Annotated in this window: 21 protein-coding genes and 2 pseudogenes; 18 read left to right on the top strand and 5 right to left on the bottom strand. The window is 55.5% G+C overall.

The features are described 5' to 3' along the window. Positions 1 to 97 precede the first annotated feature (97 nt). Both ACFOFO_RS04805 and ACFOFO_RS04800 read right to left on the bottom strand, forming a co-directional pair. Positions 98 to 334 carry a hypothetical protein gene (locus ACFOFO_RS04805; protein ID WP_390328992.1) on the bottom strand — a complete coding sequence of 79 codons (237 nt, stop codon included), beginning with the start codon at positions 332 to 334 and terminating at the stop codon, positions 98 to 100. A gap of 109 nt (positions 335 to 443) precedes the next feature. After that, positions 444 to 908, bottom strand: a complete 465-nt coding sequence (locus ACFOFO_RS04800; protein ID WP_390328990.1) for an Lrp/AsnC family transcriptional regulator — start codon at positions 906 to 908, stop codon at positions 444 to 446. 138 nt (positions 909 to 1,046) lie between these two features. Between ACFOFO_RS04800 and mdeB the strand changes: the two genes are divergently transcribed. The 10 genes and pseudogenes from mdeB (at position 1,047) to ACFOFO_RS04750 (ending at position 13,476) form a co-directional block, all read left to right on the top strand. After that, positions 1,047 to 3,731 (top strand): alpha-ketoglutarate dehydrogenase, encoded by a 2,685-nt coding sequence (gene mdeB, locus ACFOFO_RS04795; protein WP_390330979.1) that lies wholly within the window; start codon positions 1,047 to 1,049, stop codon positions 3,729 to 3,731. Positions 3,732 to 3,748: 17 nt separating this feature from the next. Continuing rightward, positions 3,749 to 5,077: a dihydrolipoyllysine-residue acetyltransferase gene (gene aceF / locus ACFOFO_RS04790; RefSeq protein ID WP_390328985.1), complete on the top strand. Its 1,329-nt coding sequence runs from the start codon at positions 3,749 to 3,751 to the stop codon at positions 5,075 to 5,077. A 59-nt stretch (positions 5,078 to 5,136) separates the two neighbouring features. Beyond that, positions 5,137 to 6,900: a dihydrolipoyl dehydrogenase gene (lpdA, locus tag ACFOFO_RS04785; RefSeq protein ID WP_390328982.1), complete on the top strand. Its 1,764-nt coding sequence runs from the start codon at positions 5,137 to 5,139 to the stop codon at positions 6,898 to 6,900. Between the two features lie 58 nt (positions 6,901 to 6,958). Next, complete coding sequence (gene ilvB, locus ACFOFO_RS04780; RefSeq protein ID WP_390330977.1) at positions 6,959 to 8,740, top strand: biosynthetic-type acetolactate synthase large subunit; 1,782 nt, start codon at positions 6,959 to 6,961, stop codon at positions 8,738 to 8,740. Between the two features lie 657 nt (positions 8,741 to 9,397). Then, positions 9,398 to 10,090, top strand: a complete 693-nt coding sequence (locus tag ACFOFO_RS04775; RefSeq protein ID WP_390330975.1) for a TetR/AcrR family transcriptional regulator — start codon at positions 9,398 to 9,400, stop codon at positions 10,088 to 10,090. Positions 10,091 to 10,216: 126 nt separating this feature from the next. Beyond that, positions 10,217 to 10,558 (top strand): hypothetical protein, encoded by a 342-nt coding sequence (locus ACFOFO_RS04770; protein ID WP_390328976.1) that lies wholly within the window; start codon positions 10,217 to 10,219, stop codon positions 10,556 to 10,558. Between the two features lie 579 nt (positions 10,559 to 11,137). Continuing rightward, positions 11,138 to 11,464, top strand: coding sequence for a CzcE family metal-binding protein (locus ACFOFO_RS04765; protein ID WP_390328974.1), 327 nt, complete (start codon positions 11,138 to 11,140; stop codon positions 11,462 to 11,464). A gap of 68 nt (positions 11,465 to 11,532) precedes the next feature. Next, positions 11,533 to 11,694, top strand: a pseudogene (locus ACFOFO_RS04760) (family 1 glycosylhydrolase); the annotation flags it as partial. A gap of 179 nt (positions 11,695 to 11,873) precedes the next feature. Then, a complete protein-coding gene (locus ACFOFO_RS04755) occupies positions 11,874 to 12,332 on the top strand; it encodes a bacteriohemerythrin (RefSeq protein WP_390330973.1) in 459 nt (152 codons plus the stop codon). A gap of 189 nt (positions 12,333 to 12,521) precedes the next feature. Continuing rightward, positions 12,522 to 13,476 (top strand): annotated as a pseudogene (locus tag ACFOFO_RS04750) (IS5 family transposase). A 40-nt stretch (positions 13,477 to 13,516) separates the two neighbouring features. On the opposite strand, the gene ACFOFO_RS04745 reads toward ACFOFO_RS04750, so the two are convergent. Further along, entirely contained in the window at positions 13,517 to 13,825 is a 309-nt protein-coding gene (locus ACFOFO_RS04745; protein ID WP_390328968.1) for a porin, read from the bottom strand. Between the two features lie 277 nt (positions 13,826 to 14,102). Here ACFOFO_RS04745 and ACFOFO_RS04740 point away from each other — a divergent pair, with 277 nt between their 5' ends. Beyond that, positions 14,103 to 14,342, top strand: a complete 240-nt coding sequence (locus ACFOFO_RS04740; protein WP_390330971.1) for a hypothetical protein — start codon at positions 14,103 to 14,105, stop codon at positions 14,340 to 14,342. Positions 14,343 to 14,424: 82 nt separating this feature from the next. Here ACFOFO_RS04740 and ACFOFO_RS04735 read toward each other — a convergent pair whose 3' ends face one another. Next, entirely contained in the window at positions 14,425 to 14,610 is a 186-nt protein-coding gene (locus ACFOFO_RS04735) for a hypothetical protein (protein WP_390330969.1), read from the bottom strand. A gap of 134 nt (positions 14,611 to 14,744) precedes the next feature. Beyond that, positions 14,745 to 15,788, bottom strand: coding sequence for a LacI family DNA-binding transcriptional regulator (locus ACFOFO_RS04730; RefSeq protein ID WP_390330968.1), 1,044 nt, complete (start codon positions 15,786 to 15,788; stop codon positions 14,745 to 14,747). 361 nt (positions 15,789 to 16,149) lie between these two features. On the opposite strand from ACFOFO_RS04730, the gene ACFOFO_RS04725 reads away from it, so the two are divergent. The 7 genes from ACFOFO_RS04725 to ACFOFO_RS04695 all read left to right on the top strand — a co-directional run bounded on the left by ACFOFO_RS04725 (position 16,150) and on the right by ACFOFO_RS04695 (position 22,982). Continuing rightward, positions 16,150 to 17,400 carry a porin gene (locus tag ACFOFO_RS04725; protein WP_390330966.1) on the top strand — a complete coding sequence of 417 codons (1,251 nt, stop codon included), beginning with the start codon at positions 16,150 to 16,152 and terminating at the stop codon, positions 17,398 to 17,400. Between the two features lie 341 nt (positions 17,401 to 17,741). Then, entirely contained in the window at positions 17,742 to 18,716 is a 975-nt protein-coding gene (locus tag ACFOFO_RS04720; protein WP_390330964.1) for a sugar ABC transporter substrate-binding protein, read from the top strand. A 95-nt stretch (positions 18,717 to 18,811) separates the two neighbouring features. Further along, on the top strand, positions 18,812 to 20,326 hold the full coding sequence (locus tag ACFOFO_RS04715; protein ID WP_390330962.1) for a sugar ABC transporter ATP-binding protein: 1,515 nt from the start codon (positions 18,812 to 18,814) through the stop codon (positions 20,324 to 20,326). Positions 20,327 to 20,329: 3 nt separating this feature from the next. Next, positions 20,330 to 21,298, top strand: a complete 969-nt coding sequence (locus ACFOFO_RS04710) for an ABC transporter permease (protein ID WP_390330960.1) — start codon at positions 20,330 to 20,332, stop codon at positions 21,296 to 21,298. Beyond that, positions 21,295 to 22,302 carry an ABC transporter permease gene (locus ACFOFO_RS04705; RefSeq protein ID WP_390330959.1) on the top strand — a complete coding sequence of 336 codons (1,008 nt, stop codon included), beginning with the start codon at positions 21,295 to 21,297 and terminating at the stop codon, positions 22,300 to 22,302. Before ACFOFO_RS04710 ends, ACFOFO_RS04705 begins: the two co-directional genes overlap by 4 nt. Before the next feature lie 78 nt (positions 22,303 to 22,380). Continuing rightward, on the top strand, positions 22,381 to 22,557 hold the full coding sequence (locus tag ACFOFO_RS04700; RefSeq protein ID WP_390328955.1) for a hypothetical protein: 177 nt from the start codon (positions 22,381 to 22,383) through the stop codon (positions 22,555 to 22,557). A gap of 110 nt (positions 22,558 to 22,667) precedes the next feature. Next, positions 22,668 to 22,982 (top strand): hypothetical protein, encoded by a 315-nt coding sequence (locus ACFOFO_RS04695; protein ID WP_390328953.1) that lies wholly within the window; start codon positions 22,668 to 22,670, stop codon positions 22,980 to 22,982. Positions 22,983 to 23,285 lie beyond the last annotated feature (303 nt).

The raw sequence follows: 23,285 nt of genomic DNA, 5'->3' as shown, positions 1-23,285 counted from the left end.
AAAGGGGCTCCCGATGTCGCGCAAGGCCGCACCGCCTATCAAGCACGGTTAAGGGGGAATTTAGCTTACGGCATTCTTGCCATTTTTTATGCAAAATTCAGGTTGGTAACGGGTAGGGCAGCTCGAACAGCACCTCGTTGTCCGGTGCGCTTGACGCGAAGACCTCGGCCAAAGCGGCGCTGGCTTTGTTCGCTTTCTGGTAGGCGAACTTGCGCCTGACTTCGTGTTCAGCGGCCAGGCCGGTGCTCGTTGCCGCTCCCGTCAACGCCAGAGCGGCCAGGTTAATTCGGTCGACTTCGAGCAGCTTGGCTGCCGGGCAAGCGGATGGATTCATGTGTGACCACGGTTCAAGAGTGGGGCAACAGCATCGCTCAACCGCAACAATCCGCGCGGCGCCTGTGACCACCCTCGATCGAACCGCGCCCCATCTGGTGTGGCCATGACTATAGATTGATTGGTAGAGCAGTTTTGTATTTAACCTGTTTCAGCGCGAAACTTGAGCGTATCTTCTTGACGCACGGGATCTTGGCCAGGTGATCCAGTATGAAGTGCTCGAGCGCCTGCATGTCTGGCACGACGATGCGCAGCAAGTAGTCTTCGTCCCCTGTCATCAGATACACCTCCATCACCTGCTCGAAATGGCTTACATCTTGCTCGAAGCGGGCTAGCGCCGCGGACTCTTGCTTCTCCAGGCTGACCTGAATGAATACATTCATTTTCAAGCTGAGCGCAGCCGGATCGACCAGTCCCACGTAACGAGAAATCACCCCGTGAGCCTCCAGGTTTTTCACCCTGGCCAAGGTGGGTGATGCCGACAGATTGATTTTGGCGGCGAGTTCGATATTGCTGATCTTGGAATCGTCCTGCAATATTTTCAAAATTCGCAAATCGGTTGTATCAAGTTCCATATGAAGTTTTTAAATCTGTTTTAGTAAATATAAAAGCATATTACACCGAATTTTATTGTTTTTGAAGTAAATTGCGGTTACTTATGCTGCCTTGTAAATGATATCTTTGTACGTCCAACCAAACCAGGAACAAAGACCATGGAAATGTCAACTGCCGACAACTTGAACAGCCAATGCGATAACGATATGCTGGAAACCAACGAGTGGGTCGGCGCGCTGGAAGGCGTGATACAGGCTGCCGGGCCGGACCGCGCGCGTTACCTCCTGTCGCGTTTGAGCGCCGCCGCGCAGCGATCCGGCATTCAATGGCGTGATTCGCGCAATACCCCATATACGAACACCATTCGTGTCGAGGATGAGCCGCCGTTTCCCGGCGGATCGGATGCGCTGTCAACCGAGCAGCATCTGGCCAGTCTGATACGCTGGAATGCGCTGGCCATGGTCGTACGCGCCAACCGCGCCTACGGTGAATTGGGCGGCCATATTGCCAGTTACGCTTCCGCAGCCGATCTGTTCGAAGTCGGCTTCAATCATTTCTTTCGTGCCCGCACTGATTCCTTTGGCGGCGACTTGGTGTATTTCCAGGCGCATTCGGCACCCGGGATTTATGCGCGCGCCTTCCTGGAAGGCACGCTGACGGAAAAAGAGTTGTCGTTCTACCGACAGGAAATCAACGCCAAGAAACACGGGGCACAGGGTCTGTCCTCGTATCCCCATCCATGGCTGATGGAAAATTTCTGGCAGTTCCCCACCGGTTCGATGGGACTTGGCCCGATCAGCGCAATCTACCATGCGCGCTTCATGCGCTACCTGGAGAATCGCGGCCTGCTGGAACCGCAGGAGCGCAAGGTCTGGGGCGTATTCGGCGATGGCGAAATGGATGAGCCGGAATCGCTGGCGGCGCTCAGCCTCGCATCGCGTGAGACACTGGACAACCTCGTCTTCGTGGTGAACTGCAATTTGCAGCGGCTCGACGGTCCGGTGCGTGGCAATGGCCATATTGTCGATGAACTGGAAACGATATTCACCGGTGCTGGCTGGAATGTCATCAAGTTGTTATGGGGGGCGGACTGGGATCCGCTGTTTGCGCGCGACAAATCGGACGAGCTGGTGAATGCCTTGAACCAGACTGTGGACGGCCAGTTGCAGACCTTCGCTGCCAATGACGGCGCCTTCAACCGGGAACACTTTTTCGGCCAAACGCCGGGCATGCGGGCGATAGGTGCGACGCTGACGGACGACGAAATCGACCGCCTGCGGCGCGGCGGGCATGACATGAAAAAAATCCATGCGGCGTATCAGGCAGCGGCGAATCATCGCGGCCAGCCCACCGTGATCCTGGCGCAAACTAAAAAGGGCTTTGGCATGGGTCCGGCGGGTCAGGGCAAGATGACCACGCATCAACAGAAAAAACTCGACACCAGCGATTTGATCGCGTTCCGCGACCGCTTCCGCCTGCCGATCTCGGATGCCGACTGCGAAGCGCTGGCGTTCTACAAACCGGCCGATGACAGCGCCGAAATGCGCCACCTGCTTGCGCGCCGCGCGTCGCTGGGCGGCTTCATGCCGCGCCGCAACACGGTGCAGACGAAACTGGCCGTGCCCGATATTGGCTCGTATGCCAAATTTGCGCTGGAAGCGGACGGCAAAGACATGTCGAGCACGATGGCTCTGGTGCGGATGATGGGCGGCTTGTTGAAGGACGCCACGATCGGCAAACACATCGTGCCCATTGTCGCCGACGAAGCACGTACCTTCGGCATGGCCAATCTGTTCCGGCAAGTCGGGATTTATTCGGCGCAGGGCCAGTTGTATGAGCCGGAGGATATCGGCTCCATTCTGTCTTACAGGGAAGCCAAAGATGGCCAGATCCTGGAAGAAGGCATTATCGAAGCCGGAGCGATTTCTTCGTGGACTGCAGCGGCAACCAGTTATTCGGTGCATGGTTTGCCGATGCTGCCGTTTTATATTTACTACTCGATGTTCGGCTTTCAGCGCATCGGCGATCTGATCTGGGCGGCAGCGGACCAGAGAGCGCGCGGCTTCCTGATCGGCGCCACTTCCGGCCGTACGACACTGGCAGGCGAAGGCTTGCAGCATCAGGATGGTTCCAGCCATCTGATGGCGGCGACGGTGCCGAACTGCGTGTCCTACGATCCGGCTTATGCCTATGAATTGGCTGTCATCGTGCAGGACGGCATGCAGCGGATGCTCGACGACAACGAAGACATTTTCTATTATGTCACTGTGACCAACGAGAACGATGCGCAGCCGAGTATTCCGCCAGGGGTCGAGGAAGGAATCAGGCGCGGAATGTACTGCCTGCAGCCGCAGGAAAATGCCGACGTGCGCCTGCTGGCCGCCGGCCCGATCCTGAAGGAATCGATCGCCGCGGCCGCACTGCTGAAGGAAAAATTTGGCGTGAGCGCCGAAGTATGGAGCGTCACCAGCTACACCGAGCTGGCGCGTGACGGTATCGCGGCAGAGCGCAATCAGCGCCTCTCCAATTGCCCGACAGAAGCCTACGTCGCCCAACAGCTGGGGCAGAGCAATGCTCCGGTCATTGCCGCCAGCGATTATGTGCGCGGCATTCCCGAAAGTATCCGCGCCTACGTGCCGGCACGCTACGTCACGTTGGGCACCGACGGCTTTGGGCGCAGCGATACGCGTGCCAACTTGCGCGACTTTTTCGAGGTCGATGCGAAATGGATTGCGTTTTCCGCATTGCGGGAACTGCCCCTCGGAAAAGACGCGGCGCAGATGACGAAGTTTGCCGACATGCTGGGCCTGGATTTGACGAAGCCATTATCGACAGCGATTTAACGCAGAGAGCTAAAGCTATGAATGTGATGGACATCAAGGTGCCGGATATCGGCGATTTCAAGGAAGTCGAGGTCATCGAGTTGCTGGTGAAAGTGGGAGACACGATCCAGATCGATCAGGCGCTGATTACGGTCGAATCCGACAAGGCCAGCATGGAAATTCCGGCCAGCCATGCAGGTGTGGTGAAGGAATTGAAAATCAGGATTGGTGACAAGGTGGCGGAAGGCTCGCTGCTGCTAGTGCTAGAGACCACCGGCGCCACCGCTGTGGCGGCGCCGGTGGCTGCTGTGACAGCTGCTATACCTGCCGTTACGGCCGTCGTTGCGACTCCCGTTGCTATGGCATCCGTGCCGGCACCGGCGTTGGCACTGGCCGAATCGCACGGCGCGGCCAGCGCTGCGCCGGTCGCACCGCAAGCCGGCACGGCGCATGCATCTCCGTCGGTGCGAAAATATTCGCGCGAACTCGGGGTTGACTTGGTGCACTTGTCGGGCACAGGGCCGAAAGGCCGTATCCAACATAGTGATGTACAGAATTATGTGAAGGCGCTGATGGCTGGGGACGCTGATGGCAGACCTTCCTCGGCCACGCCAGGCAAAGGCGGCGGGAGTGGTCTCGAGCTATTGCCATGGCCATCGCTGGATTTCTCAAAATTTGGCCCGACCGAATTGCAGCTATTGCCGCGCATCAAAAAAATCAGCGGCCCGAATCTGCATCGCAACTGGGTGATGATCCCGCACGTGACGCAATTCGACGAAGCCGATGTAACCGACCTGGAGCAATTCCGCAAGGATGCTAATGCGGCGGCCGCAGGCGTCAAGTTGACCATGCTGGCATTTGTCATCAAGGCCAGCGTCGCCGCGCTGAAGAAATTTCCCGCCTTTAATGCCTCGCTCGATGCAAAGGGCGAGAATCTGATCCTGAAACGGTATTACAACATCGGCTTTGCGGCCGACACGCCCAACGGCCTGGTCGTCCCGGTCATCAAGGATGCGGACAAAAAAGGCATAACGCAGATTGCGCGAGAGATGGGCGGGCTGTCTGCGCTGGCGCGCGAAGGCAAACTCAAGCCGGCTGACATGCAGGGCGCCAGTTTCACCATCTCGTCGCTGGGCGGCATTGGTGGCGGCGCGTTTACGCCGATCATCAATGCGCCGGAAGTGGCGATCCTCGGCTTGTCCCGGGCCGCGATCAAGCCGGTGTGGGAAGGCGCGCAATTCGCGCCACGCCTGATGATGCCGATGTCGCTCTCGTACGACCATCGTGTGATCGACGGCGCCAGCGGCGCGCGTTTTTCCGTCTGTCTGGCTGAGATGCTGACAGACCTGCGCAAAAGCCTGCTGTGATAAAGACGCGAATGAGTGATCGCCGCGACGAATGAAACGATGACTACGGAGTCAAGGTAATGAGTGGGATTGAAATAAAAGTGCCGGATATTGGCGACTTCAAGGAAGTGGAAGTGATCGAGTTGCTAGTCAAGCCAGGCGATATGATCAAGGTCGATCAGTCGCTCATTACGGTCGAATCCGACAAGGCCAGCATGGAAATCCCGGCCAGCCATGGCGGCGTCGTCAAGGAATTGAAAATCAAGGTGGGCGACAAGGTGGCAGAAGGCAGCTTGTTGCTGATCCTGGAGGAAGGTGCCGGTGTGGCCGTGGCCGTCCCGGAACCCGCACCTGTGGCGCCAGCCCCGGCCCCGGCCCCGACCGACACAGCTCCTTTGGCCGCGCCCTACGCCGGCCAGGTGGATGTCGAATGCGACCTGATGGTCCTGGGCGGCGGTCCAGGCGGATATTCCGCGGCCTTCCGCGCCGCCGACCTGGGCCTGAACGCGGTGATCGTCGAACGTTATCCGACCCTGGGCGGGGTGTGCCTGAATGTCGGCTGCATCCCTTCCAAGGCGCTGCTGCACGTGGCGGCCGTGATCGACGAGGCGGCCAGCATGTCGAAACACGGCGTCACCTTTGCCGCGCCGGCGATCGACATCGACGCCGTGCGCGCCTACAAGGAAAGAGTCATCGGCAAGATGACGGGCGGCCTGGCCGGCATGGCCAAGGGCCGCAAGGCCAAAGTGGTGCAGGGCGTCGGCCTGTTCGTCGGCCCGAACCACATCGAAGTGACGGCCGGCGACGGCAGCAAGCAGGTGATCGGCTTCAAGCAGGCGATCATCGCGGCCGGTTCCGCGGTCGTGAAGCTGCCCTTCGTGCCTGAAGACCCGCGCATCGTCGATTCGACCGGCGCCTTGACCTTGCCATTCGTGCCGAAACGCATGCTGGTGATCGGCGGCGGCATCATCGGCCTGGAAATGGCGACCGTGTACTCGACGCTGGGCGCGCGCATCGACGTCGTCGAAATGCTCGACGGCCTGATGCAGGGCGCCGACCGCGACATGGTCAAGGTCTGGCAAAAGTTCAACGAAAAGCGCTTCGACAACATCATGACGAAGGCCCGGACGGTGGCCGTGGAAGCGCTGCCGGAAGGGATCAAGGTCTCGTTCGAGTCGGCCGACGCCGCTGTCGCCGCACCGGAACCGAAACTGTACGACATGGTGCTGGTGGCCGTCGGTCGCAGCCCGAACGGCAAGAAACTCGGCGCCCACAAGGCGGGCGTTGCCGTCACCGAGCGCGGCTTCATCAACGTCGATGGCCAGATGCGCACGAACGTGGCGCACATCTTCGCCATCGGCGACCTGGTGGGCCAGCCGATGCTGGCGCACAAGGCGGTGCACGAAGGCCACGTGGCGGCGGAAGCGGCAGCCGGACAGAAAGCGTATTTCGACGCCAAGGTGATCCCGTCGGTCGCCTACACGGATCCGGAAGTGGCATGGGTCGGCATCACCGAAGACGAAGCCAAGGCCAAGGGCATCAAGCTGGAAAAGGGCCTGTTCCCTTGGGCCGCCAGCGCGCGCGCCGTGGCCAACGGCCGTGACGAAGGCTTCACCAAGTTGCTGTTCGATGCCGAGACGCATCGCATCGTCGGCGGCGGCATCGTCGGCACCCACGCCGGCGACATGATCGGCGAGATCGCGCTGGCCATCGAGATGGGCTCGGACGGCACCGACATCGGCAAGACCATCCATCCGCACCCGACCCTGGGCGAATCGATTGGCCTGGCGGCGGAAGTGGTCGAAGGCGTCTGCACCGACTTGCCAGCGGCCAGAAAAAAATAATCCTGCAGCATCCGTGTGCAGGCCAATTTCGTGATAGTGCGAACAGTTTGGGAAAAAAATGGAAGTCATTAAACAATCAATAAGCGGCACGGGCGCTCAGACAGGCCCAATTGAAACGAAGCAGGTCCGTGACACGCTGACCGGCGCCGAGATCGTGGTTCGTTGCCTGGAGGAGGAAAATGTCGGCCATGTCTTCGGTTATCCGGGCGGAGCCGTACTCCACATTTATGACGCGCTGTTCGGGCAGGACCGCGTCCGGCATGTGCTGGTGCGCCATGAACAGGCTGCAGTCCACGCCGCCGATGCATATTCGCGCAGCTCGAACAAGGTCGGCGTTGCGCTCGTCACTTCCGGCCCCGGCGTGACCAATGCCATTACCGGAATTGCCACGGCATTCATGGATTCGATTCCAATGGTGATCATTTCAGGTCAGGTACCCCTGCATGCGATTGGACAAGATGCCTTTCAGGAGTGCGATACGATTGGCATCACGCGTCCTTGTGTGAAGCACAACTTCCTGGTCAGGGACGTCAACGAGCTGGCATTGACGATCAAGAAAGCATTCTTCATTGCGCGCACTGGCCGCCCAGGACCGGTGCTGATTGACATTCCGAAGGATATCACCACGCACAAATGCGTCTACGACTATCCGCGTGACGTCAGCATGCGCTCGTACAAACCTGCTGGCGAAGGTCATCCGTCCCAGATCCGGAGCGCCGTGCAATTGTTGTTGGGCGCGCGCCGTCCGTTGATCTACGCAGGCGGCGGCGTGATTCTGGCCGATGCCGCGCCGGAGTTGAATAAGCTGGTCGATCGCCTCGGGTATCCGTGCACGAATACCTTGATGGGACTGGGGGGATACAAGGCGAGCAGCGACCAGTTTCTGGGCATGCTTGGCATGCATGGCACCTATGAAGCGAACATGGCGATGCAACATTGCGATGTGCTGATCGCCATTGGCGCGCGCTTCGACGATCGCGTGATCGGCAACACCGATCATTTTGCCAGCGAACCGCGCCAGATCATTCATATCGATATCGACCCCACGTCGATTTCCAAGCGGGTGAAGGTGGATGTCCCCATCGTTGGCAATCTCAAGAATGTGCTCCGGAAAATGCTGGCACAACTTGACGAGCCCGAATTTTCCGGGCCCCGACCACCTGTGTCGGCGTGGTGGAGCCAGATCAATACGTGGCGGGATCTCGCGTGCTTGAAGTACCCAGTTTCGCAGCACATCATCAAGCCGCAATTCGTGATCGAAAAATTGTGGGACGTCACCAGGGGCGACGCTTTCATTACTTCCGACGTCGGTCAGCACCAGATGTGGGCGGCCCAGTACTACAAATTTGACCAGCCGCGGCGCTGGATCAACTCCGGCGGTCTGGGGACGATGGGTGTGGGACTGCCCTATGCGATGGGGGTGCAACTGGCCAATCCCGGCGCGACAGTCGCCTGTGTCACCGGCGAGGCATCGATTCAAATGTGTATCCAGGAGCTCGCGACATGCAAGCAATACCGTCTGACTCCGAAGATAATTATGCTGAATAATCGTTCGCTCGGCATGGTGTGTCAGTTGCAAGATGTTTACAGTGGCTCACGTTATGCTGAATCTTACATGGAGGCATTGCCCGACTTCGACAGGCTGGCCGAATCGTACGGTCATGTGGGTATCACCATCGACCGGCCCGGCGACGTCGAGGCGGCGTTGCAGGAAGCCTTCGCAAGGAAGGACAGGCTGGTGTTCATGAACTTCATTACCGACCAGGCCGAGAATGTATGGCCCATGATAAAGGCGGGAAAGGGACTCGATGAAATGCTTATGGGGGCGGAGGATTTGTAGCAAAGGAGCGACAGAGGCGACAGAGGCGACAGATTTTTCTGTTTGCCGTGAAAGACGGTCCATCTTCGAATCGCCTCCTAGAAAAAATCATCCACAAAGGGTAGCCGTCCGAATCGGCCCAATCACGGTCCGCTGAGCTGCCTTCACTTTTTGCGCTCCACCGCTGAACTCGGAATCCGTACTGTGTCTGTTGCGCTGCCGAAGTCCGCATTGCGCGGCATCGTTTCAAGGCCAACGAAAGAGGAGGGCGGAGTCGCTGACTGACGTCGCGCATTCTTGTGTCGCTGCCGTGGGTAACGCGGGGATCACGCTGCTCAGGCCGAGCAGCGTGTGCATCTTGATCGCACCCTTGGCCGGTGCGAAAATGGAAGAACCTTCGAACAGATTCAGGCAAGATCGATCGTCATCGGATCCAGCGCGTAACCGTATTGGTCTGATCATTGACCAAAAACGCGTCGAAATAGCGCGTGCGTGCACAAGGACTCAGCGAGGTCGGCAGGTTCTCCAGATTCGCTGGGCGGATACCACGTTCGAATCGGCTGACTTGCTGAACCATATGTCGCACGCACTATCTGGCCGCGCAATATGAAAGGAAACTACTGAATTTCATTTTTTTAGGCCACATTGGCGTCTTTACTGATCTAAAAGTTCCTCGACATGTCCAATTCAATTTATTTCGACGACACTGTAGTAGTCATTACCGGCGTCGATAGCGGGACACCGGGCTGTAAGGCAGCCGGTCGGCCGCGGGCTGCCGACATGGAGGCACGCGCACGTAACCTCCTTGAGACGGCCGAATGCCTATTCCTAGAAAAGGGCTACAGCAAAGTGAGTCTGAAAATGATCGCGCGTGAGGCACACGTGGCCGTGCGCACGATTTATGTAAAATTTTCTGGCAAAGCTGGGTTGTTTAACGCCGTTCTCGCCGCAGGTCGGTCACGCTATTTCAATATTGGTGACATGGGTACCGATATGCGTCCGCTCGAGCAGATACTGAGCGATTTCGGGCTGCGTTATCTCCGACTAGTCTCAATGCCAAAAATCGTCAGCCTGCGCCGCATGGTGATCGCCGAGGCCCACACCAATCCCGAAATGGCGATTACCTACAACCAGGCCGGCCCCGGCCAAACGAAAAAATTTCTCATCCGATTTTTCGAGCGCGCTGATATTAAAATTAACTTTCAGGACGATATACCGGCCGACACGCTGGCTATTCATTTTCTCAATTGCATTCAAGGAGATCCCGAATATTCATTGTTATTTGAGAAAAAAATTGAGCCGACTGACACCGAGCTACAGCATAAGGTCACGTTAGGACTGAACTTGTTTTTCAATGGAACGGTGCGTTAGCAGCATGTCAGACTTGAGCCGGTGCATGACCGTCGAATCGGCGTGGTTTAATCGAGGGTCACAGACGCCGCGCGGATTGTTGCGGTTGAGCGATACTGTTGGCCCATTCTTGAAGCGTGGTCACATATGAATCCATCCGCTTGCCCGGCAGCCAAGCTGCTCGAAGTCGACCGAATTGACCTGGCCGTTCTGGCGTTTGCTGGAACGGCAACGATCACCGACCTGGCCGCTGAACACGACGTCAGCGGCAAGTTGGTCTACCAGCGAACGAACAAAGCGAGCGCCGCTTTGGCCGAGGTCTTCGCGTCAAGCGCACCGCACAACGAAGTGCTGTTCGAGCTGCCCGTTACTAGTGTTTTCAGCGTTCTACTTGAGATTCCTGGAGTGAGTGCTGCGGGCGGTGCCGACCCGCAGCAGGAGCCGCAGGAGGGAAAACGGGTTCTGCACAGGCTGCTTGCGCACGCGTAGCGAGTGCAAGGAGTGGGGTAAAGGACAATGTCCGCTGGTGAACGCGGGCGAAAAAAAGCCAACACGGTCCATGTAGATGAATGGGGTTGGGTGCCCCGGATTGACCCGGCGCACCTAGTCTGCTGTCATGCCTATGTGGCATGTATTGCAGATGTAAGTAGTGTAGTGCACCAATATGACATCGTTATGACAGGTCACAATTTTCGGCGAAACCGGTAGTTCTACTTTGACACATTCAGGAATTTTCTATTGATGTCCACGCACGATCTTGTCGTTGGTAAGCGGAGTCCCTAGCGACGTTTCGCCGTCGGTGTCGCAAGAATACAGGAAAGCAAGCTCGAGTTGCGAAACATCACTCTGCACAGGCTGCATGAGGCACAACAGGCCGGCAAGTGAGCCCGCCGTGGCAGGCCAAGTCATGTGGCGCCTGATTCTTTCGACAATTCGGCCACCTTTGAACATGAACAAACTTTAATCGAGTGCCAATGTTCCCTTAACCCTCCATGGTGCAAAATCTTATCATCGCTGTTCACCATCGCGCGTGCTGCACCATTTCCTCTCTTTTTACTGGAGTACACCATGCAAACGAAATCGCTTGTTGCCACCGTTCTTTCGTTGACGCTCTCCCTTTCGGCCTTGTCTTCAATGGCGGCAACCCCTGTCAAACTACTCGGTGACCCGGCGTCGGCCACGGCAGGCGAACGCACGATCACGATTACGCCCGACACCCGGTATGTGAACGTGGAAGGTGGCCAGACGGTTAATTTCGACGTCGGAGGAAAGACATTCACCTGGACTTTTGACGGCCCGATCGAATCGTTCGACTTGAACCGGGTCGCGCCACCGGGCCTGCTGGACCATATGGTCAAGGCCTATGTTTCGCCCAATCCGCTCTACTCGGACTGATCGCAAGGCAGCGGCGACGCCCAGGCGGTGTTGCGCAGCCTGACCGGATTCCTGTCATGAGTCCCCTCATGCGCCGTCACATCCCTGCCGACCTTGCCGCGTGCTTTGCGCCGGATTTCGTGTGGGGCGTGGCCACCAGCGCGTTCCAAATTGAAGGCGCCAGCGCAGAGGATGGCAAGGGCGCGTCGATCTGGGACCGCTTTTGCCGCGTTCCTGGGGCGATTGCCGATCAGAATAAGAAATTAAGCAGTCGGAGGATGCTGCGTTTCTTTTTCACCCAAACGCAGGATGGCTGAGCGGGCGCGGCAAGCCGGACTGGAGATGATAAGATCGCCGACAGCGCCGGCATCCCCGCGGGCGCGGCTTGACGGGCACATCGTCGAGTCCAAAATGAAACCTTTGCAGGCAGATGATGAACCAAGACTTCGCGAACGCCGCCTTTGAATGGACCGACAATTTCAAGCTCGGTCATGCAGCGATGGACGACACGCATCAGGAATTCGTCGAGATCGTCAACCGGATGCTGGAATGCCCGCCGGAAGAACTCGCGCAGCACCTGGACGAATTCGCCGTCCATGGGGAATCCCATTTTTCGCAGGAAAATACCTGGATGCAGGAGACGGACTTCCCCAGCATGAAGTGCCACATCGACGAGCACGCTGCGGTGATGAAGTCAGTCCACGAAGTGCGCCAATTGCTGGCCGACGGCAAGGACCCGGCCATTGCCAGGGGCCTGGCGGCGGAACTGGCGAAATGGTTTCCGGGCCATGCAGACTACCTCGATTCGGCGCTGGCGCAATGGCTGGTCAAGAAAAGCCAGGGCGGCGTGCCGGTGGTCTTGCGCCGCAACATGAGCTTCAAATCGTAAGCCGGGTGCATCGGCGGGCACCCGCTCACCCGTTACTCAGCGAATTGATCGTTGAGCGGATATGAAAAAAATGAAGGTGTGTATCTATCGTCGGCGCCATTGGCGGCGGCGTTGTTGAATAATTCGACGGGCTTCCAAAAACATGTACAATTCGACATCATTTTCTGAAATTTTCGTCCAGGTAGATCAGTGCCGTACAAACACAGTGAAGACCGTCGCCACAAATTTGAAAAACCGCGTTACAAAGTGACGAATTGGCCGGAGTACAACGCTGCGCTTCGGCGCCGTGGCGACTTGACGATGTGGTTTACCGATGAGGCAATAGCCGAGTGGCGTCCGGCCAAGACTGGTGCACGCGGCCGGCCGGTGGAATATTCCAACGTGGCAATCGAAACCACCCTGTTCATACGCCAAGTTTTTCATCTGCCATTGCGGCAGACCGAAGGTCTGATGAACTCACTTGCCCGTGTCATGCAGGCCGAAATCAGCATCCCGGATTTCAGTTGCATTTCCAAGCGGAGCATCGGCTTGCCAAGGCATGCCTTGAGCAAAGCACTCGAGCCAGGCAGCCTCGTCATTGTCGACTCCACCGGACTCAAAGTGTACGGCAAAGACGAATGGCACCAGGAGAAACATAACGTCCCGGCTCGGCGCACTTGGCGAAAGCTGCACCTGGCGATCGACGAACATCATCAGGTTCTCGCTTGCGAACTGACGATGCCGGAAGTGGGCGACACGACGGCAGTGCCGGATCTGCTCGATCAAATCACGACACCGTTTGCGACATTCATGGGCGATGGCGCATACGACGGCGAACCGGTATCGCAGGCGGTATTGGCGAAGCAGCCTGATGCCCAATTGGTCGTCCCCCCCCCACAAAACAGCAGTTGTTTCCGCCACCGGCAAGACCCAGCGGGACCAGCATATTGAGACCATCGCTCAGAAAGGGCGCGTCGTTTGGCAGCGGATCACTGGGTACAATTTCCGCAGCTATGTTGAACTTGCGATGCAGCGCTACAAACGCATCTTCGGCAACACGATGAAAGCACGCGCGCTGCCGCAACAGAAAACGGAGGCGTGGATCAGTGCGTCCGCAGTGAACAGGATGACCAGTTTCGGCATGCCGGTGTCAGTAAAGATCTGAAGGAGGCCGAAAAAAGGGGGACCTTTTTGCCTGGCTTCGATTAATTCAACAACACGGTGTCGTTGCGACCGATGACGCCGGTGTCCATGCGCATGTAAGATTCGAGCATGTAGATCGCGGCCAGGCCGCCGCCCAGATCCTCCCGGCCCTGGAAACCGATAAAGGAAGTTGTCAGGCCGCCCGAGTTGACGGAAGCGACCGTACCTTGGGCTGCGGTGCCGCCGATGTTTTTGACCTCACCCATGTACATGTCGACCGTGCCGTACACGGTCACGTTCGATTGGGCGCAGGCGCAGCTGCAGGCAACCGACATGGCGAGCGCCATGATCGTCTTTGATGCTGATTTCATTCGAAGTCTCCAAATTTTCCGTTTTATAATAGTGTGCTGCTGGAGAAAAGAATAAGTCCGGGTCGCGAATCGCCCGGCACCAAAACGTCCTGACACTTACCGCATCGTCCGATTTTTACCTGAAGCATAAGAGAACGCACACCGCGCTGCGGCAATCGAACGTGACCTGGAACTTTGGCTGTAGAACAAGGTGGAGGATTTCGCCGCCTGCATGGAGATTGCACGGAACTAACTCATCGATTCGGTTGACTGGATGGTTGGCGATATGGGTGAGCACATGGCGCAGCCACGCCGGCTCGAATCGCTTAGGGATGGGGTCATCGCGATTGCCATTACTATCATGGTGTCGAGTCGCCCACGTACACTGGACCGGCCAAAATGTTTGCTCAAAATTGAGCGTGTCATCGCCCGGGTGATCATTACCGACAAGCTAAAAAGTTACGCTGCGGCCAAGCGCGAGATCCTGCCAATCACCGAACATCGCACAAGATCACCTTTGGAGTTTGGCTTTCGTTAGCCCTCACGGTCAAATTTTTTGAGAACCGACGGTCGACCTATTTCACGGTTACCGCTATCTATGACTTCGTCAATTGTTAGATTTAAAAGCTTGAAAACTTCCTCTGCTGGCGTGTCACCAGCGGCAACAGAATTTCCAAAGCTGTTGCGCTCGGGCCTCGAATTCTGGGCAGGTACGCGTGTCCAATGAGCTGCGCAAGTGCGCCATCTTCATTTCTTGCCATCGCCTGCGCCACGGCGTCAACGACCGCGTGGAATTTGCCGCCCATCCTGGCGCGCAGCCGGTTCCATCCCTGCCTTTTCGACGGGTCGGGTAGAAATTGCCAGGTTAGTTATCTTCTCGCGCCTAAGAAATCGTTATGGGCTTATACAGGTCACCATACAAAGACGGCAACCCTGTCGGCTAGGCCTTCTTTGGGGCTGCTGTCGACAGGCGAACCATGAGTTCCGGGGGCAGGGTGATGCGTACGGGGGCGGCATTTGGGGAAGAGATCCTCTCAAGTAGCAACCTTGCTGCTTGTCGACCCATCTCACGATGCTGAATACGCACCGTTGTTAGAGGCGGATTGAGCATGTCCACGAGGGGCATGTCGTTGTGACCGACGATCGAGATATCGTTCGGACAATGGAGGCCTTGATCTGCGAGTGCGTCATAGCACCCTAGGGCGATTAAATCGTTAGCTGCTACGATGGCAGTCACCTTCTTATTCTGCTTCAAGAGTTGGAGACAGGCCGCCCTCCCAGCTTCGCGCCCAAACTCGGTCGACTCTACGATGGGGGTATCTGACAAACGGTGCTGCTGCGTAGCCACCTGAAAGCCCTGGATACGCGAAAATCCCGTTGCAAGATTCGCCGGTCCGGCGATGTGTGCAATGCGTTTATGCCCCAAATTTACCAGATGTTCGACTGCCAGCTTCATCGAAAGGAAGTCATCATTTACGACCTCGGGAACATGTCCGCCTTCTTCTGCGCGGTTGACCAGGACCACGGGCACTCCTTCGAGAATACAGCGTCGCACTAGTGAATCATGCCGCGCCGCAGTGGCGAGAACTAGGCCATCCACTTGACGCGAAAACATCTGCTCCAGCACGCGCTCTTGGTCCTTAGGGGTTCCAACTGCGTTGGCGATTAATACCGAGAACCCTTCGGCGGCGAGTTGCGCCTCGATTCCGCGGACCATTGGCGGAAACACCGGGTTCTCAATATCAGGCAACAGTACGCCTATAACCTTTGACTTTCCACCTCGCAGCGCGGACGCGACAGTGTTCTGGCGGTAACCGAGTGTTTTTGCGGACGCGAGTACCCGGAGAGCGACCTCGTCACCGATTAAGTACCGTGTGGCGGGATTCAAGACACGGGAAACTGTTGACGAATTGACGGAGGCGTGAGCGGCAACCTCGCGGATCGTGATGCGTCCGGGTTTTTTTGTTGTGGTTGTATTTTTCATAAGGCAATTGTATATGGGCATTCGATTGCATTGAGGCCGGCCAAAAAAATTTTTGGCAACGCTGCCAAAAAACTTGACAGAAGCGTGATATGAGGTAATCCTGCATACGTTTGCACAAACATTGCGAGCCATGTACTTATGAGGGAATTTTAGTTGTTATTCATATTTATGCCAATGGGCATAAGTTATTTCTGAATAGAATTATTTCTTTAAGTGAATATTTTGCAGTGCAAAGCAAACGTTTGCATTAAAGATGCAAAAATTTTAATGCTTCATTTCAATTCAGTCTTTCTGCATGCCGTTTGGCGGTCCGGGCAAGCAGCATTCGCAATTAGGGACCCCTCAACAATTTGGAATAAAAATGAGCTATAAATTGAGACTTGTTGCAATTGCTGCAACTATGTGTGGATCGGCGGCTACATTCGCTGAGCCGACTTTGAAACTTGGGGATCGCGCCGATGTTGAGATTTATGGTCGCGTACAGCTTGCTTACGAATATCTGCGCTATTCAGGCAAAACGTTCGTCCCGGATAACACTTTCGGTCCCAACCAAGGCAACCCTGTGTTGGACCAAAATGGGAACTTCATCTCTACGGACGCGTCTTCACATAGCCGCCTCAGGAACCAGCGGTCGGTTATTGGATTTCGTGGCAATGTCAACATCAACGACGATTTAAAAGGCGTTTGGCAGGTTGAGAGCAGTGCAGCGGCCGATGGCGGCGGTGGACTCCACGTCCCGGGCCAGACGTGGGCCAACCGGGATTCTGGCGTCGGTCTCGATAGCAAGAAGTACGGACGTGTCATCTTCGGCAACTGGCAAACTCCGTACACTCATTCCACCTTCGGTTATGACCCTTATTACACAAACACGGGCGCCTACATGGGCATCATGGGGAACGGCTCTGGGGCATCCTCAGACCCCATCACTGACCCATCGACCTTCGACCGGCGTGAACATAATCTGATCCAATACTGGTCACCGGATATTAACGGCTTTAAGGTCCGATTCGGCTTTGATACTAGCGAGAACAAGGCAAGCGCACAACGCGCCATTCCGGAACTCAACGTCTCCGCAGCACCAGCGCAAAATCCTCACTTGCTCTCGCTAGAAACCACTTACGAACAAGGGCCGCTGAACACAACCTTTGCTTATGAGGTGCATCACCAATTCCAGCCGGGCGGTGGAAACGACACAGGTGTGAAGGTCGGCGCTGCCTACTGGTTCGCGGGCAAAACGCGCGTCGCTGGAGTCGTTCAGCGTCTACGCTATCAAGCTGCCGATGGCGATCTCCACCAGAACCAGTACTACGTCTCGGTAGTACATAAGATTACGGAAAGCGATCTGTTTAAGTTGGGTTATGCGGTGGGAGGCCAGGTTGGCGGCTCGTCGAAGCAAATCATTGGCGCACTGCGTGCCGGTCCGGAAAGCGCATCGAAGATTCTTTCGGTAGGCGTTGAGCACCAGTTTAATAAGCAGCTGGCTGTATTTACCTATTACTCGAAGACATTCAATCAGGCCAACGCTTTTGTGGACATGCCAATTAACGATACCGCACCGGCGATGGGTTCGAGCCCTTCGATTGTTTCGCTGGGAGCCAGACTTACATTCTAGGAATTGTGTGTTGCAGGAGCCGCACCTTCTCGGGCGAGCAAGTCGACGGTGGTGTTTGCTCCTGCAACATCACCCCATTGGTAAGCAGGAAGCATCTGACGTGCAAGGCGAAAAAATGAGTTGGTCGTCTGTAACACATCTTTTGAAGACGGATTCCCAAGGCCCTCATGGACGGTGACAGCACGTCGGTAAATGACATATCAACAATATACACCGACAATAAAAATTAAATTTTCCTTGATTTAATGCAAACGATTGCAGCGTATTTTTTAAAAACTTGTTCTTTTAGTAGGGCCTTCGCTCCTACTCTACGAACAATTAAAAAACTCAAAGGAGATGTTATGAATATGAGTCACCGTCGTATAGTAAATGGCCTTACCTGTATAAGCGCGTTTATATTATGCGTGCAAGACGCCTCAGCCAATGGTGAGCGGCTTGCCGCCTTTTATAAGAACCAGGTTGATCCGCACTTCGCACTAGTTCATGCAGGCGTGGATGCTGCCGCAAAACAGCTTGGCGCTACGGTTACGCATTACGCGCCCACTCGTCCTAATAACCTTGGTGAACAGTTAAGCCAACTGGAAGATGTGATCGTCAAAAAGCCCGACGCGTTAGTGTTTATGGCTATCGATCCCCGCGGCGTGGTGCCCGCAATCGAGAAGGTCAATGGCAGCGGCATTCCAGTGATCAACTATAACGACCGAGTCGCAGCTGGAAAATTTGCGAGTGTTGTGGTAGCAGATGATTACAACCTTGGTCTTGATGTTGCACGGTACCTTCTCCGATCGATTGGGGGCAAAGGGAACGTCATCATTCTGGAAGGCGTGAAAGGATCAACCACCAGTGACGAACGGGTCAGAGGGTTTCACAAAGCGCTGACAGAGTTTCCCAACGTCAAAGTTCTGGCATCGCAGCCGGCGAATTATCAACGTCTTCAAGCGCTCCAAGTCACCGAAAATCTGATCCAGACCAACTCAAACATTGACGGCGTACTCGCGGCTGCCGATGTCATGGCCTTTGGCGCCATCGAGGCATTCGAAGCTGCCGGCCACAAGCAAACGAAGATTGTTGGTATCGGGGGCGTCCCCGAGTCAGTTGAGGCAATCAAAGCCGGCCGCCTGCTCGCGACATCGGAGTTCAACGGCTACAAGATGGGCTGCATCGCGACGATGGCTGCAGTGCGCACGGTTAGGAAGCAAGCAGTCCCACCGAATATCATCATTAAAGGCGTCGTCATCGACAAAAGCAATACCACTTCATTCGAATTGCCAGCAGACAAGCGTCAGTGCCCGAAGTGGGAAGAGATCGTCAACTAAACCGACCCAGCTCGTTTCAAAGCTCCGCCATTTTGACTACCAACTGTCTGGAAGAATCTTCCGGCGGAGCTAAATCCTCTCTCTTCGGTGCTTGAATGAAAATGGAATCAATCTTCGAAACAACGCCTCCCGTCCTTGAGCTAAGAGACATCAGCAAGAGCTTTCCTGGCGTAAAGGCTTTGGATGGCGTTACGCTGAAGCTGTACGCTGGCGAAGTTCATATGTTATTGGGAGAAAACGGCGCAGGTAAATCGTCCCTCATTAAGGTCTTGTACGGTGCTTACCGTCCGGATTCCGGAGCCTTCTTTGTTGATGGAAAAGCGATCTTCATTACCTCGCCGAAGGATGCCAGGCAATTAGGTATTGCGGTTATCTTCCAAGAATTCTCGCTCGTGCCGCATCTTAACCTCGCGCAAAACATTTACCTTGGCCGCGAACCGCGCACAGCGCTAGGGCTCATTGATCGTCCCAAGATGCACCGGGATGCGGAGGTCGTGCTCAAATCTCTCGGACTTGCCTACGACACACGAGCCGTAGTTGCCGATCTCGGGGTGGCGCAACAACAGATGGTGGAAATCGCAAAGGCGCTTTCGCAGGACGCTCGCGTCTTGGTAATGGACGAGCCGACAGCGGCGATTTCCGACCGCGAGGCAGAAGCGCTCTTTGGTGTTATCAATCGCCTACGCGAATCAGGTGTATCCATCGTCTATATATCCCACCGGATGAAGGAGGTTTTTGACTTGGGAGATCGAATTACAGTCCTGCGGGACGGCCGCATGATCACGACCATGGCTGCTGGGGATGCGAGTCCAGATGAACTAATTAAACTTATGATTGGTAGGCGGGTCGGAACTGCTTATCAAAGAAAGCATATCGGAACTGCGGGCGATATCGCTCTCCAGACGACCCAGTTGACGACGGGAACAGGCGTGCGCGGCGTCGATCTATATGTTCGCTGCGGGGAAATCGTGGGACTATCCGGGCTGGTCGGCTCAGGGAGAACGGAGGTCGTGCGTGCCGTGTTCGGTGCCGACCCGATTACTTCCGGAGAAGTGCGTATATTTGGGCGAAAGGTTAACGGAGGGCCCCATACCGTCGCGGCAATGGGGGTTGCATTGATTCCGGAGAATCGGAAACAAGAAGGACTTGCGCTTAAGCGTTCAGTGCACGATAACCTTTTGAGCTCCAGTCTGTGGAAGATTTTCCCTAGGGGTTGGTATCGATCCACCGTCGCACGCAAGACGACGCGCTCTTTGGTCGAGTTGCTCAAAATATCCCCGCAAAATCCCAGGCGGAATGCCCGGGTCCTGAGCGGCGGAAATCAACAAAAGATCGTCATCGGGAAATGGCTCAACGCGGCATGTCGACTCTATATTTTTGATGAGCCGACCCGCGGCATAGATATCGGGGCCAAGACCGAAATATTCGCCCTTATCGAAAAACTGACACAGGAGGGATGCGCTGTATTGATGATTAGCTCCGAGCTTCCGGAAATTGTCAACCTCTGCGACCGCGCGTACGTCATGAAGGATGGCGCGATCGCGGGGGAGCTCCAAAGAGGTGAGTTGTCAGAGCAAGCCATTCTAACCCTAGCCTTGCACGGGGCATAAACCATGGACTATATTATTTCACACCAAGGTGTCGAAGCTAAAAAACGCCCGCTTCCAGCCATCGTCGCAACGACGGCACTATTGCTCTTGGTGTCCGCATTGGGCGTGCCACATTTTGTCGCGGCCGGCAATGTTTTAAATATCGCGACACAAGCCTCAATTCTGATGATGATCGCTATGCCGATGACGCTCATCATCCTTAGCGAAGGGCTGGACCTGTCAGCTGGCGCTCTTTTAAGCCTTTGCTCGGTATGCTTTGCGCTGGCTCTTGGGGCAGGACTAGGACTGGGTATCGCCCTTGCACTATCCGTCTTTGTTGGTCTGTCATTTGGCGCACTTAACGGTGTACTTATTTCAAAACTAAGGCTTCCTCCATTTGTCGTCACTCTCGGAACGTTCGGGATTGCTCAGGGTACCGCTTTAGTTCTTACGGATGGAAACGTGGTCAGTGTCGGCAGCACCTCAATTTCCCAAGTCTATGCGTGGTCTCTACTGGGTGTCCCCTTTCCAGTGCTAGCGGCGCTAATCATTTACGGTCTAACCCACCTACTGCTCTACCACACCCGGTTTGGCACATATGTTTTCGCTATCGGTGGCAATCGGGACTCACTCGTCCTCGCAGGGATCCGTGCGCACCTCTATCACATCGGTGTCTACGCTTTTTGCGGACTTATTGTTGGATTTGCCGCTCTTCTATTAACGGGCAGGATGAATTCCGCTCATCCAACTTCGGCAATTGGCATTGAATTCGACGCAATCGCCGCGGTGGTTTTGGGTGGTACGTCCTTTGAGAAGGGGGACGGTTGGCTATTCGGTACGGTCTTGGGAGTCATCACTATTAGTGTTCTTCGAAATGCGTTGAACCTCTTCGGCATCGAATCATCTCTACAAGTTGTTTCCGTGGGTGTTCTCGTGCTAGTGATCATTCTCATTGACAGCGCCAGAAAATCACGCATGGGGAAAAATGTATGAACACAACGACGTTATCTTTACGACCAAAAATGTTTTCTAGCCAAGCCTCATTGCAAGACTTTATGGCGAGCGATTCGGCCACTATCGTTTTGCGAGGGGGCCTTATTATCGTGCTTGCGATTAGCTTGGCAATATCTACCACTACATTCGGCACGTCGGCAAACCTCTTGAACGTCCTCCGTCAGGCCAGCCTGATGTTTTTGCTCGCTTCCGGGCTAACCCTTGTTATTATTTCCGGCGGTTTTGATCTGTCCATTGGCGCCAACCTCACTTTGTCGGCATGTTTGGCAGCCGGAGTTATGAAGTCGGGTGCCCCGCCGATTCTAGCTATCGCCGCGGCAATAGGAACGGGAACAATAGTGGGTGTTCTGAACGGACTGGCAGTGACAGCGTTGCGCTTACCGCCGTTCCTGGCCACTTATGGAATGCTCTGGATTCTTCAGGGGCTTGCATTCCGCTATATGGGTGGTAACGAGATATATGGCTTTCCGACTTCCTTTCGGGCTCTAGGAACAGGCTTCATGGTTGGTGTCCCAATACCAGTGTACATAATGGGAGCCGTACTCGTTGTCGGTTCTCTCTTCATGAAGAAGTCCAATTTCGGCCACGAGCTTTACGCCATTGGCGCAAACACAGACGTTGCAATCCTTTCTGGCATACCCGTACGCAAAAGAAGGATCTCTGTTTACGTCATTAGTGGCCTGATGTCTGGTCTCGCAGCACTCGTCTATCTCGCACGGGTGAACGCCGCGGACTCAGGTATGGGAGAGCAGTTGCTACTGCCCGTAATCGCTGCCATTCTGATTGGTGGGACGTCCCTCTTTGGCGGAAGTGGCAGTCTGCTTGGTACACTCTTCGGATCTCTGATCCTCGCTCTGGTGATTAACGGTATGAACCTGCTGAATATCAATGCAACTTGGCAACCGCTGGTGGTCGGAGCCGTCCTTCTTGCTGCTGTCCTCGTTGGCATCATCGGACGCAATGGTAATGAGCGAATCGGCTGAATGGAGGCGCTAATCAGTTCATCTTGGAATTGTTTCAGTTGACAATCGCACCGTGCGCCGGATCGCTAAAAATTCTCCATGCAGCTCAGTGTGCGCCAGATGATATCGTCGCAGTACCTATTCAAGTTGCTGCGCGGCTGGACGCTCGATGAAACTTACAACGAGACCGTCAATACATCGATTGAGTATGGCGGCGCATCTGGCATTGGCCTGATCCACGCGACATCGATGTTCGGCGCGGGCGGAGGACACTGAACGCATACTTATTGCAAAAGAGTGCGACGTGAGACTTAAGGAGATATCCATTTCAGCGGAAGTGCTTGGCATTATTTATGGACTAATTCAAGGGCGCAGATCAACAATACTTGGGCCCAGTCGCCCAGATCGACAATGGCATTGTTGCAGTGATGACACTGACGAACAACGCCATTATCGGATGGACCTGGCACCGTGCAGGTCTGCCGAGCGGGGCCGACGGCAAGGAAGACCCGTCATTTCAAATCAAGCCGCAGATTGCGCTGACATTAATCGAGTGCGCCGAAGCGGCCGGCATCGGGTTTCGGGCGTTCATGGGTGGCCTGCTGACAGCGAGCGCTACGCGAACTGCGGGTCCGGTCAACTCCGGCGCATTGGCTCACGCGGTGCTGGCGAGGATTCTCGAACAAGCCCTCACTAGCTGACCGAGCGCTCCTTGACGCACTTGCCGCCGGATGCGGCCTCAACCTGTATCCCCCGACTTAAAAGACCAGCGCTAGAGTAGGAAGCGGTTGCAATTCTTTCCGATATTCGTTGACATTCCATTTTTCACCGCTTATCATTCTTTATGCAAACGATTGCATAAAACATCGCAAGGATGACGTCCGGTATGTAGGTCGGCAGTCCTACTGTGTCACAAATTGCGCGTAAGTGCCCACCCCTCTCCCTGGTAGGGAGAAGGAGCTCTGATTTTTTTAACGAAGTAGGACTACCCAACTGTCTCTGAA

This window comes from Pseudundibacterium arcticum, from assembly GCF_042646465.1.
Lineage (GTDB): Bacteria > Pseudomonadota > Gammaproteobacteria > Burkholderiales > Burkholderiaceae_D > Undibacterium_A > Undibacterium_A arcticum.
The sequence above is the reverse complement of the archived record's forward strand: the minus strand, read 5'-3'. Positions and strand labels throughout refer to the sequence as shown.